Here is a 15,083-nt window from a genome sequence, read left to right as displayed (position 1 = left end):
AGTAATATATACGGGCAGGATACAAAAAAGTTTCAAGAATATGACAATATGATGAGAGAATGGGTGAGAGGTCGGGAATATTTTTCCAATACGAAAAGACGAGAACGGGGTTGGTTCTCGTCTTTTCTTCACTCCTTGGATGAAGGGGTTTCATCTATTATAGTAGCACCTGTTTATTAATACTGGTTTAACCTTTTGTAAATAGAATGTAAAAAATGAGTAAGAGTATGGTTTATTTTCTACTTTTTTCCCCGAATGTGTGTTCAGGAAACTTTTTGTGAAGGCAGACCGTGAATGTTGTCCCCTTGTTCACTTCACTTTCCACTTCGATTTTCCCTTCATGAGCTTCAATTATATGCTTTACAATGGCAAGACCTAGCCCGGTTCCTCCTGAATTACGGCTTCTTGCTTTGTCTACCCGATAAAAGCGCTCAAAAATTCTAGGCAGTTCCTCTCCGCTTATTCCAATCCCATTGTCCTTAATGGAAACGTGCACGTTTTCTCTATCCTCCGTAATGGATATTGTGACGTCTCCCCCCTGTGGTGTGTAAACAATGGCATTTGAAATCAGGTTGATGAATACCTGCTTCAATCGATAAGGATCAATTTCAGCTTCTCCGCGAGATTCAAACTGGGTGTGGATAGTGATGTCCTTCTTTTCAGCCCTGTCCTTTAAAATGGGCAGGACGTCTCCGACAAGCTCAGACACCTCTTGTTTTTCCAAAGAAAGCTCAAATCCATGTTTTTCAATCTTCGAAAGCTCCAATAAATCCTGGATGAGGGATTGTAAGCGGTCACTCTCTGTCAGGATGATTTCCAGGAAAGACTTCAACGCATCCTCGTCCTTCATGGCACCGTCTAACAACGTTTCAGAAAACCCTTTAATAGAAGTGATCGGTGTTTTTAATTCATGAGAGACATTGGCTACAAAGTCTTTTCTCATCTGCTCCAGGTTCTTCAGTTCGGTAATATCATGAAAAACGACGACAATCCCTTTCCACTCATCGTTTTGGCCGATGATCGGCGCACCGTACACTTCATAATGTTTCCTTTCAATCCTATGAGGAAGGAGAATCTGTCTTCTCACGCGATCTTCCGTCATAAAGATTTCTTCCACGAGCTTGTTCACCTGTTGATAGTGAATCACTTCATGATAGCGAACTTTCTTTAATTCGCTTTCTTTCAAATTAAAGAACTCCCTGAATGTGCGGTTCGTCAATACCACAAACCCGCGCTGATCGATTAGCAGCAGGGCACTTCCCATATTTTCAATCAAAGTGGTAAGCCGGTCCTGCTGCATCTCTTGGGAAGTGACCATTTCTTGCAGATTTCGAGCCAATATATTTATCGATGTACTCAGCATGCTGGTCTCATCTAATCGATCTTCATAAGTCCTTGCCCTGTAATTTCCTTTAGCAAGCTCAATTGCCACTTTCGTCGCAGATTCTATCGGCCTTGTATAGCGCACCGTGATTCTTGAACCAAGAATGATGATGAGGATGAGTGCCAGAACAAGGGAAACTGTCAGGACAAGCCAGATCTGTCCTGTACCTTTTTCCAATGCGTCTACTTCAGCACTCATGATCAGGAGTCCATTGATCGTATTGTCCTGTTTTCTCAGCGGGTACCAATAGTAACGGTATTCCTTTCCGGATAACACAAGTTTTTTATTCTTATCTTTCACATCCCAGTTCTCACCGATTTCATTGATCATCCGTTTCTGATGGACGTCCAGCAGTGAATCTGCCGACTCTGTATCATGAATGACATTGCCGGTATCATTGAGGATCGTAATCCGGACATCCAAAATATCGCTGAGTTCTTCAATCATGGAAGGGTTGATGTCTCTTAAGCTTCCGTTCTCTTCGATAGAGCTTGCCAGTAACCTGGATTCCTTTTGTATTCTTGAATTAAAGGTATCAAGATAAAAATTTTTGAATATCTGGCCCAATACGAGACCTAGACCGATCAAAACAAGGATGATTAACGTAATCAGAGCAAAAAGGAGCTTTGTTCTGAACTTCGTCATTGAACCTTTGGCTCCTCCAGCTTATAACCGAGTCCCCGGATGGTTTTGATATAAACAGGTTTTTTTGTATTGGATTCAATTTTTTCACGCAGGTGGCTGATATGAACATCGACAATTCTTGTATCTCCTGCGAAATCATAATTCCAGACGGCACTGAGAAGCTGATCCCGTGTCAATACTCTTCCTTTGTTGTTCGTCAAATAGAGAAGGAGCTCAAATTCCTTTGGAGTCAATTCTAATAGTTCACCTTGAAAATAAGCTTCATATTGCTCGGGATACACTTTCAATTCGCCGACTTCTTTATAGTCAGCCGTTTCCTCCACTGCTTCTCCGGCATCCTTGATCGTTTGGCTGCGCCGCAGAATTGCTTTTACCCTCGCGACGACTTCTCTGGGGCTGAATGGCTTTGTCATATAATCATCTGCTCCGAGCTCCAAACCAAGGACTTTATCGAATTCATCATCCTTGGCTGTCAGCATCAGAATGGGGATATTAACTTTCTTCTGCCTTAATTCCTTACATACTTCAATACCATCCATTTTTGGAAGCATAAGATCAAGAATCATCAAATCCGGGAGCTGGTCGATAGCCATGTTTCTCCCCTCTTCACCATCATTTGCGGTGATGACTGAATAACCTGACTGTTCCAAGTTGTACTTTAACAAAGTGGCGATTGATTGTTCATCTTCTACTACTAAGATTTTTTTACTCATTTAAAGTGCCTCCATACAAAAGAAATTAACCCCATCATCCAACGATATTATGTAATGATACTTTCATTATAATACAATTGTATGTCTTGACCATACCAAAAGGTAGTATTAGTATATGCATATAAAAAAAAGCTATAAAATCCTAATGGATTTCATAGCTTCATCCCTATTGATTATTAGAAGTTTTCCAATGCGTGACTATTCATCTTTTCAAGTTTATGTGGCGGACAAACCTTGATCAATCCGTCTATGACTTTTTCATCGTCTTCATTTACTGCTGTTACTCTGATTGTGACGATGTGGGATGCCGGTTCGACTTCAATCACTTCAAACAGGAATTGAATTGTTGCATAGTGATAAACTGGTTTTAGAAACTCAATATTCTGTTGGATGATGTGTGAACCGGGTCCAGGTAAATATTTTGAGACGGCAGATGTAATGATACCTGTCAGCATGATGGATGGAACAATTGGTTTTTTAAAAGGAGTCTGAGACGCATAGTCATGCTGGATGTATAAAGGATTGGCATCATTGGTCAATCCCAGATACAAAAGCAGATTATTATCTTCAATTTTTTCAGTTAACGTTAATTTTTCTCCGATCGACATTTCCTCAATTTTTCTACCAAGTTTTCTTTTTTTACCTAATAGCATAAGGTGCACCTCCATATGTAAACGCATACATTTTAAAATAATAGAAATAATCTTTATTATCTGTATATTACTATAATATCACTTATAGGCTTTCCATACAAAGGGATTTTACGCGGTTATTGGGATAATTTTTATTAGCCTTCTAATACCACTGTTGATTTCCGTGCAAGACTTCGCTTTCCGCGGGCGGTTGGTGAGCCTCCTAAAGGGGGAATAACTGTCTAGCTTCAGGGCTTAGAGGCACATGTCATAAGCCAAACCGACCCAGAAGGCAAAAAACGCCTTCGTGACCGATTCGTCTTATGCCACACACCTCTGAGCAAAGCCCTTACGCTTTTCTATTAAGAGTCTTCGTCTTGCACTCCAATCAACAGCTGGGTTCACCCAATCATATCTTTTTGATATTGAACTTCTTTTCATAAAAAGCATAAAAAAAGCCAGTTCCATCTTTAACGGGCGGAACTGGCTATTATTATTCACTTATGCCAATGATGACATGACGTTTTTTACGGAGTCGGCTGATTTTGCCAGTGCGGCCTGCTCTTCTTCTGTTAGTTCTAGTTCGATGATTTTTTCAAGGCCGCTGCCTCCGAGAATGGTTGGGACTCCGAGATAGATTCCTTCGAAGCCATATTCGCCTTCCAGGTACGCGATGGCAGGAATGACGCGGCGCTGGTCTTTTAAGATGGCTTCAACCATTTGCACGAGTGAAGCAGCTGGAGCATAGTAAGCAGATCCATTGCCTAATAGACCGACAATTTCCCCTCCGCCTTTACGGGTACGTTCAACAATTGCCTCCAGGCGGTCTTTAGGTATCAATGTTTCTAAAGGTATCCCTCCCGCGTAGGAGTATCGGATCAATGGAACCATGTCATCACCGTGTCCCCCAAGTACAAATCCAGTCACATCTTTGACTGACAGGTTCAATTCCTGAGCAACGAACGTACGGAAACGGGCAGTATCAAGGACACCTGATTGACCGATTACACGTTCTTTAGGGAATCCCGATTCTTTAAAAACAGTGTATGTCATTGCATCAACCGGATTCGTCAGTACGATGATATAACTGTTCGGAGAATACTTGACAATTTGTTCTGTTACAGATTTCATGATTTTTTGGTTTGTCTGCACCAAATCGTCACGGCTCATTCCAGGCTTGCGTGCGATTCCTGCTGTAATCACGACGATATCAGAATCCTTTGTATCTTCATAGTTTGAAGTACCGGTGATGTTTGCATCGAACCCTTGAACGGGACTTGCTTCAAGCATATCCAATGCTTTACCTTTTGTTGGATCTTCCATTTGAGGAATATCAACGAGTACGACATCACCAAGTTCTTTTTGCGCCAGCATGAGTGCAGTTGTTGCACCCGTAAAACCTCCACCGATCACTGAAACTTTTCTGCGTTTAATTGTCATCATGGTTCCCCCTGTCCAGGTAAATATATAAGACAGAAGCACTCCTTAAGGAATGCTTCTGCTGTAATAATTTATTCCATATTTTCGATTAATGCAGTACCGAATTCAGAACATTTCACTTCAGTTGCTCCATCCATCAGACGGGCAAAGTCATATGTCACGACTTTAGAAGCGATGGTCTTTTCCATTGATTTAGAAATCAAATTTGCAGCCTCGGTCCAGCCAAGGTGCTCAAGCATAAGCACTCCTGAAAGGATGACTGAAGATGGGTTTACTTTATCCATACCTGCATATTTAGGAGCAGTACCATGAGTTGCTTCGAAAATCGCATGTCCAGACTCATAGTTGATGTTCGCTCCCGGTGCGATTCCGATACCGCCTACTTGCGCAGCAAGAGCATCTGAAATGTAGTCACCGTTTAAGTTCATAGTTGCAACAACATCGAACTCAGCCGGACGAGTAAGGATTTGCTGTAAGAAGATATCAGCGATTGAATCTTTTACAATGATCTTGCCTGCAGCTTCTGCTTCAGATTGAGCTTTGTTAGCTGCGTCCATGCCTTCAGCTTCTTTGATTTTATCGTATTGAGCCCAAGTGAATACTTTATCGCCAAACTCTTTCTCAGCAAGCTCATAACCCCAGTTCTTGAAAGCACCTTCAGTGAATTTCATGATGTTTCCTTTGTGTACAAGGGTAACTGATTTACGTCCTTCAGTGATGGCATAATTAATGGCCGCACGAACTAAGCGGGATGTACCTTCTTCAGAAACGGGCTTGATACCGATACCTGAAGTTTCAGGAAAGCGGATTTTGTTTACTCCCATTTCATCTTGAAGGAAGCTGATCAGTTTCTTCACTTCATCAGAGCCTTTTGCATATTCGATACCAGCGTAGATATCCTCAGTGTTTTCACGGAAGATCACCATGTCAGTATCTTCAGGACGCTTAACCGGAGATGGAACACCTTCGAAGTAGCGTACCGGACGAAGACAAGTGAACAGGTCAAGTTCTTGGCGCAGAGCAACGTTCAATGAACGGATTCCCCCGCCCACTGGAGTTGTTAGAGGTCCTTTAATGGCGATGAAATATTCGCGGATTGCTTCAAGTGTTTCATTTGGAAGCCACTCACCCGTTTTGTTGAATGCTTTTTCACCTGCATAAACTTCTTTCCACTCGATTTTACGCTCACCTTTATATGCTTTTTCCACTGATGCATCTAATACACGCTGAGCAGAAGCCCAGATATCAGGACCAGTACCGTCACCTTCGATAAATGGAACGATTGGATTGTTCGGCACATTAAGCTGGCCGTTTTGGTTTGTAATTTTTTCACCTTGTGTCATTATGTAACCTCCGTTTTCATTCATTATCAAAGGGGATGACCTATATATTCAAAGTCATTCCCCTTCTTATTTATTACACCAATATTTTTACTATTTGTAAATATTGATGATTAACCTCTTTGATCAACCGGCACGTATTTCTGCTTGCCAGGTCCAATATAATCTGCACGAGGGCGGATTAGACGGTTATTTGAATATTGTTCTAAGATATGAGCCAGCCAGCCGGATACACGGCTTACAGCAAAGATCGGTGTAAATAGGTCATGATCGATGCCAAGGCTGTGATACACAGATGCCGAATAGAAATCAACATTTGGCGGCAATCCTTTATTCGCTGTGAATACTTCTTCGACCTTCACAGACATTTCGTAATATTTACTTTCTCCTCGAAGCTCAGTCAGCTTTTTGGACATTTCTTTAAGATGCTTGGCACGGGGATCTCCTTGGCGGTAAACGCGGTGGCCGAATCCCATTATCTTTTCTTTCTTCTCAAGCTTATCCAAAATGTAAGATTCAGCTTTATCAACAGATCCGATTTCGGTAAGCATCTTCATAACCTGTTCATTGGCTCCACCGTGAAGCGGTCCTTTCAGTGCTCCGATTGCCGCTGTAACACCAGAGTAAACATCTGAAAGTGTTGCTACGCATACTCTTGCAGTGAAAGTGGAAGCGTTTAATTCATGATCCGCATGAAGGACAAGTGCCTTGTTGAACGCTTCGATTTCGATAGGCTCCGGATCTTTACCTGTCAGCATGTATAGGAAGTTAGCTGCAAATCCAAGGTCCTTACGCGGAGCAATTGGCTCCTGTCCGTTACGAATTCTCGCGAAACTAGTCACGATTGTAGGGATCTTCGCCTGAAGACGAACAGCTTTCATGTAATTAGCTTCCTCTTCCATTACGTCCGCTTCCTCATCATATAGGCCAAGCAAAGACACGGCTGAACGCAATGCAGCCATCGGATGCACTTCTTTAATATTGTACATCTTGAAGTGATCAAGGACTTCCTGTGGAAGAGCCATGTTTTCCGCTAACTGATCTGTCAGTTCCTGAAGCTCTGATTGGGTAGGCAATTTCAGATGCCATAGTAAATAAATTACCTCTTCGAATGTAGCATTGTTTGTTAAATCATCAATGTTATAACCGACATATGTAAGAGTGTCATCAATGATTGAACTGATGGATGATGTAGTAGCTACAACTCCTTCTAGTCCGCGAGTCGCTGTCATAATAATCTCTCCTCCTGAATATATTTCCCTTTTACCCATTTTCATATGAGCATAAAACCCTATAAGAAAATATGTAGCGGGCTTGTTTGATTAAAGTAAATTAATTACCTGTTGAGGTGATTCATTCCGTTTCCGCATGTTGAGCGATTGCTCAATCCCTGCACAAAAAATGATTCCCTGTGCGATTAGATAACCAGCAGGGAAAAAGAGCTTGGGATGCGCTTACATTTTCTATTATAAACAATTATCTGACATTTGTGAACGGAAACGCTCGAATTTGTCTAAAATTATTTTACTAGAAAAATAAAGCTTTCGAACTGCACTGAGCTAAAACATAGTGTTTTCTATCATTCCGCTACTAAACTACCGCTACAAAAATAACGAATTTCATGGAATTTAGAACTTTCTTTCATTTCCAGTCTCTTATAAAATAGGTAGTAATAGACAGGTCAGGGGGAACTCAGTTGAACTTGGAATATGTGTATAGAACCATTCGCTTTCTTATCGTGATCGCCGTCGTCATCCTTTCTTTATTTGCCATGTACTACATATGGAAACTCGCATACCCTTTTGTCATTGCAGTCGGGATCGCTTTACTTATCAACCCTTTAGTTAATTGGCTTGAATCGAAGGGCAGGCTTCCGAGGGTGTGGGCCGTAGTCGTTTCACTGTTCCTGATCGTGGGGATCTTTGCCGGCCTGATCACACTTCTGATTGCGGAAATAGTGTCTGGAGCAGACTATTTATCGGAAGTGCTGCCTGAACACGTCCGCACTCTGGTAACCTATGCCGAAAACTTCATTGTCGGGCAAGTGATACCTTTTTATCACCAGATTGCCGGCCTGTTTAAAAATCTCGATGCAGGACAGCAGAGTACCATTCTGGACAACATTGAAACAGCCGGCAGCAAGATCGCACAATCGGCAGGTGATTTTCTTCAGAACTTCTTCCAGAGGCTTCCTCAACTCATATCCTGGATACCGAATGCTGCATCCGTACTCATATTTGCAGCGCTGGCGACTTTTTTCATCAGCAAAGACTGGTATAAATTATCTGCAAGAGCAGAAAGAATCGTACCAGGGAGAGCAATGACAAGCGGAAGAACTGTGTTCATCGATTTAAAGAAAGCCTTATTCGGTTTTATCAGGGCTCAATTTACGTTAATTTCGATTACAGCCATCATCGTATTAATAGGTTTAATCATTCTGCGCGTTGATTATGCAATAACCATCGCCCTTGTAAGCGGTTTGGTGGATATACTTCCTTATTTGGGGACAGGAGCGGTATTTGTTCCGTGGATTGCTTACGAATTCATTACTGGAAATGTCGGACTAGGCATTGGATTATCCGTATTATATTTAGTCGTTGTCGTTCAACGCCAGATCATGGAACCGAAAGTGTTATCTTCAAGCATAGGCCTGGATCCCCTCGCCACATTGATCGCTCTCTTCGTAGGGTTCAAATTGATCGGTTTCCTCGGCTTGATCGTGGGACCGGTAGTGCTTGTTATTCTTTCTACACTAAGGCGTGCTGGGGTATTCGAAGACACTTGGAAGTTTATAAAGGGTCAATGAGAAAAGCGGAGGCGGCTCTTTCTGCTCCGACAAGCATTAATGATTGGAACTGCAAGCGCTTTTTGCCTTCTTGAACCATTTAGCTTATGACCTCGAGGAGAGCTGGCTGCGGGAGCTGGACAAATAAAAAAGCACTGCTTCGTGTTCATTTGAACCGATGCGGTGCTTTTTCATTTTATCGATAAATAATAAGGTTCCCTTTATTGAACCACCTTTTAAATAACTTGTAGATGAATGGTTTAAAAAGTTTCCGTGTCGGAGGCAGCAGCAACAAAAAGCCGGTTGCATCAGTAATGAAGCCCGGGGTCAATAACAGCACGCCGCCAACCAGTATGCATAACCCGTCGATGATGACATCCCCTGGGAACTGAGCATATTGCATGTCCTGCTGAGCCCTCCTGATTGCTTCGAGACCTTGCCTCTTCGCCAAATATGCGCCGGCAACCCCGGTAGCTATGATCATCAACACGGTCGGTACCACGCCGATTACTTGTCCAGCAAGAACAAGGATCCCGATTTCCAAAGCAGGTATTACAATTAAAAACGGCAGTATATATCTCACGAGGAATTCCTCCTGTAGTTTATGACTTGCTTCTATTATTATAACATATCAGGGTTGGACGGGGGTTATTCCCGGTTTTTTCATAAATGAGTAATCATTGAACTTCTATTATTGGGGTGGTTAAATTAGCGAGGAATTCCGCAATTTAGATTGTTTATTAAAAGATCATAAATCGCTGAACAGGATCATATTTTTGGAATTGAGATCATAAATTTCCATGTAGGATCATAAATCTCCGTATTGGATCATAAATCCCCAATCAGGATCATAAATCTCCGCACAGGATCACAAATCCCCAATCAGGATCATAAATCTCCGCACAGGATCACAAATCCAATAACGAACTCATATAACAATCCTACACTCCCTTAAACAAGGACCATATCGAAGAATCTATTCCGTATTTCATCCAAAGAACGTCAATCTAGCTAAAAACCAGCCCTTCTTCCGGCAAAACTTGCAATAACCTCTATCAATAAAGCCCCAATCGCTTAAATCCTCATAAAGCCATCCCTAAATCCTAAAAAATAAAAAACCGAAGCCCCCATACAGAGGGCTCCGGTCTGTTTCTTAACAATTATAGTACGCTCGCATGACCATTATAGATCACACCGCGAGTGGCATCCACTGTAATTTCCTGTCCGTTTTCGAACATGGATGTAGCATTGTCCACTCCCACTACGACCGGGATACCAAGGTTGATTCCTACTACAGCCGCGTGGCTTGTCAATCCGCCTTCTTCCACGATCAGCGCCGAGCATTTTTCCAGTGCAGGCATCATTTCCTTGTCTGTACCGATTGTGACGAGTACTGAACCGGGCTGAACGTTTTTAACAGCTTCTTCTGCGTTTGCAGCCACGACTGCTTTTCCATAAGCAGATTTACGTCCGATCCCTTGGCCTTTTGCGACAATGTCCCCTACTACATGGATCTTCATCAGATTCGTTGTTCCGGACTCACCAATTGGAACACCAGCCGTGATCACAATCAGGTCTCCATGTTTTGTAAGCCCTGAATTCATGCTTTCTTCCACAGCCATATCAAGCATTTCATCCGTTGTGGATACCCGGCGTCCGACAGTCGGATAAACGCCCCATACAAGAGCTAATCTTCTTGATACGGATTCCGTGCCAGTTACCGCAACGATTGGTGCTTTAGGTCGATATTTAGAAATCATGCGGGCTGTATGACCGCTTTCCGTCGGTGCGACGATTGCATTGACATCCAGGTTGATTGCAGTATGAGCCACGGACTGACCGATGGCATCTGTCATGTTATGATCGCTTTCTTTACTGCGTGCTGAAAGGATTTCATCGAAGTCCAGTGCAGTTTCCGCTCTTGAAGCAATATTGTGCATCGTTTGAACAGCTTCTACAGGATACGTACCTGCAGCGGTTTCACCTGAAAGCATGATGGCATCCGTACCGTCAAATATGGCATTGGCAACGTCACTTGCTTCGGCCCTTGTCGGTCTTGGGTTGCGCTGCATGGAGTCAAGCATTTGTGTAGCAGTGATGACAGGCTTCCCTTGTGAATTACATTTCTTGATCAATCGCTTTTGTACAAGAGGTACTTCTTCTGCAGGGATTTCAACACCAAGGTCTCCACGAGCAACCATCAATCCGTCAGAAACTTCAAGGATTTCATCGATATTATCAACGCCCTCTTGGTTTTCAATCTTAGGGATGATTTGAATATGCGGTGCATTATGCTCTTCCAATAACTGACGGATTTCGAGTACATCAGTTGCTCGGCGTACGAATGAAGCTGCAATGAAATCCACTTCCTGCTCGATACCGAAAATGATATCTTTCGCATCCTTATCCGTGATTCCAGGAAGATTGACAGAAACACCCGGTACGTTTACACCCTTTTTATTTTTCAGCATACCGGTATTTGCAACTGTGGTATGAATTTCGCCGTTTGCTTTGTCGATATCCGTTACTTCCAGTCCAACCAGACCATCGTCCAACAGGATCTTTGAACCAACATGTACGTCATCGATCAATCCTTCGTATGTAACGGAGAATTTCTCGGGAGTACCCAATACTTCTTTCATGGATATGATGACAGATGCTCCCTGCTGCAGTTCAAATCCATCATTCTCCATATTATTAGTGCGGATTTCAGGTCCTTTTGTGTCAAGAAGGATTCCTACATTTTTACCAGCTTTTGAGGCTGCTTCACGAATATTTTTAATTCGCTCACCATGCTCCTGATGATCACCATGCGAGAAGTTCAAACGGGCAACATTCATTCCCGCATCAATCAATTGAGATAATTTTTCTACACTTTCACTGGCAGGGCCAATGGTACATACAATTTTTGTTTTTCTCATTATTTATTTACCTCCTGAATCTTTCACCAATTATTAAATAGAAAGCTCTTTAGAAAGTCGATACATATCAAGGTCAATTTTGTGAGGCTTGGCAAGTGCTTCGATGATGTCATAATCAACCATTGCATTCTTTTCTATTCCTACAGCTCTTCCGCCTTTTCCATCCATCAAGAGTTCAACGGCACGCGCCCCCAATCGACTGGCTAACACACGGTCAGAAGCTGTCGGGGTTCCTCCGCGCTGAATGTGGCCGAGAACCGATACTCGTGTATCCATCCCTGTCGCTTCTGTGAAGCGATTTGCAAATTCGTTACCGGACATTACGCCTTCTGCGACGATGATAACGCTGTGCTTCTTGCCGCGTTCCTGACCTTTATTCAAGCGGCTGACGATGTCGTCCATGTCGAATTTCTCTTCAGGGATGATGACAGTCTCAGCACCGCCTGCGAGTCCTGCCCACAGTGCGATATCCCCTGCGTTACGGCCCATTACTTCAATAATGAATGTTCTTTCATGGGAAGTCGCAGTATCACGGATTTTGTCAATCGCATCAATAACTGTGTTCAGTGCTGTGTCAAAGCCGATCGTAAACTCTGTACCCGGGATGTCATTATCAATCGTACCAGGTACGCCCACACAAGGGTAACCCCACTCAGTAAGCGCTTTGGCACCTTGATAAGATCCGTCTCCCCCGATTACGACAAGCCCTTCGATACCGTGTTCTTCAAGCTGCTGAATCCCTTTTTGCTGGCCTTCTTTTGTTTTGAATTCTTCGCAGCGGGCAGTATACAGCATTGTTCCGCCGCGGTGGATGATATCCCCTACAGAACCAAGCTCAAGCTTCTTGATGTTACCGTTGATCAAACCGTTATATCCCTGGTAAATACCATACACTTCAACACCATGAAAAATAGCCTTACGAACGACCGCACGTACAGCGGCGTTCATTCCTGGAGAGTCACCGCCACTTGTTAATACTCCTATTTTTTTCACTTTCATCACCTCATGAAGATAAATTAATATGTAAAGGAATAAATCGCCAAATTGTTAATGGTTTCACATATCATCCGTTAACATTATGATGGAATATCATTATTCCCATTTATTATGGACCAATAGACTATTGATTATTTCTAAAATAACACGAAGAGTCAAGCTTCTCAACAAGTTCCCCTCTGTACATCCAATAGACGAAATAATCTATTAACTGAAAGCGTTTTAATTGTTAAAACTTTCAAAAAATCAACAGATATACTGTTTTTGTTATGATTAAACACTAATTTTATATTAAGAGTCTTTCAAAGTGCCCTTTAAACAAAAGGACTGACAAAAGGCAGGTTCCTAATTGTCAGTCCAGTGGTTTCATTATGATTGTACCCCAATATATTCATTTAAAACAGAATAATCACCCATTGCTTTGAATTTCTCATATCGATGCTGAATCAATTCTTCTTTACTCATGGGGATAAGTTCTCTAAGAGACTGTTTTAAAACGCCTTTCATGAAGTGAGCCTGTTCCTCCACATTCTTGTGTGCTCCACCGGTCACTTCGGTGATGATTTCATCAATAATTCCAAGTTCTTTCAGGTCGGGTGCAGTAATTCTCATGGATTCTGCCGCTCTCTTCGCTTGAGTGGAGTCTTTCCATAAAAGGGCAGCAGCCCCTTCCGGTGAAATAACGGAATAAGTAGAGTTTTCAAGCATATGGATATGGTTTCCGACACCCAATGCCAATGCTCCTCCGCTTCCGCCTTCCCCGATGACGATACAAACGACAGGGACGGTCAGTCCTGCCATTTCAACCAGATTTCTGGCAATGGCCTCACTCTGCCCTCTTTCTTCTGCCGCCTTTCCGGGGTATGCGCCTTTTGTATCAATGAAACAAACAATCGGGCGGTTAAACTTTTCCGCTTGTTTCATTAATCTTAATGCTTTACGATACCCTTCAGGATGAGGCATCCCGAAGTTTCTTCGGATATTCTCTTTGGTATCTTTACCTCGTTGATGGCCGATTATGGTTACAGGCACACCATCGAATTTGGCAAGTCCAGAGACAATCGCTTCGTCATCGCCGTATAAACGGTCACCGTGCATCTCCATAAAATCAGTGAATAGATAGCGGATATAGTCCAGGGTCGTCGGGCGATTCGGATGACGTGCAACCTGTACTCTTTCCCATGGTTTCATGTTTTCATAGATATCATTTTCAAGCTTCTGTAACCGCGTTTCCAATTTTTCAATTTCCTTTGATAAATCTACTTCCGAATTCTGAGTGAATTCTTTAAGCTCCGCTATTTTCTTTTTCAATTCTACAACAGGCTTTTCAAACTCCAGCTCATTTACCATGGCAGATCACCGTCCCACTGATGTATATCAAGTACTAATCCTATCTTTTCTTTCATTTCCATTCGGGAAATGACTTCATCAAGCTGCCCATGCTTGAGTAGGAATTCTGCTGTTTGAAAATCTTCCGGAAGATCTTCCCGTATCGTTTGTTCAATGATTCTTCTGCCCGCAAAACCAATCAAAGCACCCGGCTCAGCAAAATTATAATCTCCTACAGAAGCGAAGCTTGCCGATACTCCTCCTGTCGTCGGATGAGTCATGACTGAAATGAAGAGACCTCCGTTTTCGCTGAAGCGTTTAAGAGCGACACTTGTTTTGGCCATCTGCATAAGAGACAGCACACCTTCCTGCATTCTGGCACCGCCTGATGCTGTGAAAATGATGAACGGGACGTGTCGTTTGTCTGCTTCCTCTATGGCTCTCGTAATTTTCTCTCCGACCACTGATCCCATGCTTCCCATTCTGAATCTGGAATCCATGATCGCCACTATTACTTCGATCCCATTCACTTTCCCTGAGCCTGTAAGAACCGCTTCGTTTAAGCCGGTTTTCTTTCGATCCTTTTCCACTTTCTCAAGGTAATCAGGAAAGCCGAGCGGATTGACAGATACAAGGTCCGCATTGATCTCTTCAAATGTGCCTTCATCAATGAAACAGTCGACTCTCTCCGTCGAGCTCATCCCATGATGGTATCCACAATGAAGGCATACTTTTAAGTTTTTCTGTAATTCTTTTGTATACATGATTTTTTTACACTCGGGACATTTGGTCATGATCCCTTCAGGAACATCCTGTTTGGCTGCTTCAGAAGGAATGGTTGCATATTTTTTCTTTTTGGGTTTATTGGATTTATTGAAAAGTTCCTTAAGCAAGGTTG

At 42.7% G+C, this 15,083-nt stretch carries 12 protein-coding genes; 1 reads left to right on the top strand and 11 read right to left on the bottom strand.

Annotated features, from left to right (window positions below):
• Positions 1 to 232 precede the first annotated feature (232 nt).
• The 6 genes from pnpS to citZ all read right to left on the bottom strand — a co-directional run bounded on the left by pnpS (position 233) and on the right by citZ (position 7,386).
• Positions 233 to 2,029: a two-component system histidine kinase PnpS gene (pnpS, locus tag AAEO50_RS09990; protein WP_341983077.1), complete on the bottom strand. Its 1,797-nt coding sequence runs from the start codon at positions 2,027 to 2,029 to the stop codon at positions 233 to 235.
• Entirely contained in the window at positions 2,026 to 2,742 is a 717-nt protein-coding gene (locus AAEO50_RS09985) for a response regulator transcription factor (RefSeq protein WP_341983076.1), read from the bottom strand. Before AAEO50_RS09985 ends, pnpS begins: the two co-directional genes overlap by 4 nt.
• A 176-nt stretch (positions 2,743 to 2,918) precedes the next feature.
• On the bottom strand, positions 2,919 to 3,395 hold the full coding sequence (locus AAEO50_RS09980; RefSeq protein ID WP_341983075.1) for a MaoC/PaaZ C-terminal domain-containing protein: 477 nt from the start codon (positions 3,393 to 3,395) through the stop codon (positions 2,919 to 2,921).
• Between the two features lie 480 nt (positions 3,396 to 3,875).
• Entirely contained in the window at positions 3,876 to 4,814 is a 939-nt protein-coding gene (gene mdh / locus AAEO50_RS09975; protein WP_341983073.1) for a malate dehydrogenase, read from the bottom strand.
• 71 nt (positions 4,815 to 4,885) lie between these two features.
• Positions 4,886 to 6,157 (bottom strand): NADP-dependent isocitrate dehydrogenase, encoded by a 1,272-nt coding sequence (gene icd / locus AAEO50_RS09970; RefSeq protein ID WP_341983072.1) that lies wholly within the window; start codon positions 6,155 to 6,157, stop codon positions 4,886 to 4,888.
• A gap of 110 nt (positions 6,158 to 6,267) precedes the next feature.
• On the bottom strand, positions 6,268 to 7,386 hold the full coding sequence (gene citZ, locus AAEO50_RS09965; RefSeq protein WP_341983070.1) for a citrate synthase: 1,119 nt from the start codon (positions 7,384 to 7,386) through the stop codon (positions 6,268 to 6,270).
• Positions 7,387 to 7,850: 464 nt separating this feature from the next.
• Between citZ and ytvI the strand changes: the two genes are divergently transcribed.
• Positions 7,851 to 8,960, top strand: a complete 1,110-nt coding sequence (gene ytvI, locus AAEO50_RS09960) for a sporulation integral membrane protein YtvI (RefSeq protein WP_341983068.1) — start codon at positions 7,851 to 7,853, stop codon at positions 8,958 to 8,960.
• A 175-nt stretch (positions 8,961 to 9,135) separates the two neighbouring features.
• On the opposite strand, the gene AAEO50_RS09955 is transcribed toward ytvI, so the two are convergent.
• The 5 genes from AAEO50_RS09955 to accD all read right to left on the bottom strand — a co-directional run bounded on the left by AAEO50_RS09955 (position 9,136) and on the right by accD (position 15,078).
• The gene (locus AAEO50_RS09955; RefSeq protein WP_341983066.1) at positions 9,136 to 9,522 is read right to left on the bottom strand and encodes an FxsA family protein; all 387 of its coding nucleotides are present in this window, start codon (positions 9,520 to 9,522) and stop codon (positions 9,136 to 9,138) included.
• A gap of 577 nt (positions 9,523 to 10,099) precedes the next feature.
• On the bottom strand, positions 10,100 to 11,860 hold the full coding sequence (pyk, locus tag AAEO50_RS09950; RefSeq protein WP_341983065.1) for a pyruvate kinase: 1,761 nt from the start codon (positions 11,858 to 11,860) through the stop codon (positions 10,100 to 10,102).
• A 33-nt stretch (positions 11,861 to 11,893) separates the two neighbouring features.
• Entirely contained in the window at positions 11,894 to 12,853 is a 960-nt protein-coding gene (gene pfkA, locus AAEO50_RS09945; protein WP_341983064.1) for a 6-phosphofructokinase, read from the bottom strand.
• Positions 12,854 to 13,225: 372 nt separating this feature from the next.
• Positions 13,226 to 14,206, bottom strand: a complete 981-nt coding sequence (gene accA, locus AAEO50_RS09940; RefSeq protein ID WP_341983061.1) for an acetyl-CoA carboxylase carboxyl transferase subunit alpha — start codon at positions 14,204 to 14,206, stop codon at positions 13,226 to 13,228.
• Entirely contained in the window at positions 14,200 to 15,078 is an 879-nt protein-coding gene (gene accD, locus AAEO50_RS09935; protein ID WP_341983059.1) for an acetyl-CoA carboxylase, carboxyltransferase subunit beta, read from the bottom strand. The genes accA and accD overlap by 7 nt, the downstream gene beginning before the upstream one ends.
• Between the last annotated feature and the right edge of the window lie 5 nt (positions 15,079 to 15,083).

Source organism: Rossellomorea oryzaecorticis (assembly GCF_038405515.1).
Classification (GTDB): Bacteria; Bacillota; Bacilli; order Bacillales; family Bacillaceae_B; genus Rossellomorea; species Rossellomorea oryzaecorticis_A.
The sequence above is the reverse complement of the archived record's forward strand: the minus strand, read 5'-3'. Positions and strand labels throughout refer to the sequence as shown.

Coding starts and splice junctions, on each gene's coding strand:
- pnpS (WP_341983077.1), bottom strand. CDS start 2,029: ATGACGAAGTTCAGAACAAAGCTCCTTTTTGCTCTGATTACGTTAATC.
- AAEO50_RS09985 (WP_341983076.1), bottom strand. CDS start 2,742: ATGAGTAAAAAAATCTTAGTAGTAGAAGATGAACAATCAATCGCCACT.
- AAEO50_RS09980 (WP_341983075.1), bottom strand. CDS start 3,395: ATGCTATTAGGTAAAAAAAGAAAACTTGGTAGAAAAATTGAGGAAATG.
- mdh (WP_341983073.1), bottom strand. CDS start 4,814: ATGACAATTAAACGCAGAAAAGTTTCAGTGATCGGTGGAGGTTTTACG.
- icd (WP_341983072.1), bottom strand. CDS start 6,157: ATGACACAAGGTGAAAAAATTACAAACCAAAACGGCCAGCTTAATGTG.
- citZ (WP_341983070.1), bottom strand. CDS start 7,386: ATGACAGCGACTCGCGGACTAGAAGGAGTTGTAGCTACTACATCATCC.
- pyk (WP_341983065.1), bottom strand. CDS start 11,860: ATGAGAAAAACAAAAATTGTATGTACCATTGGCCCTGCCAGTGAAAGT.
- accA (WP_341983061.1), bottom strand. CDS start 14,206: ATGGTAAATGAGCTGGAGTTTGAAAAGCCTGTTGTAGAATTGAAAAAG.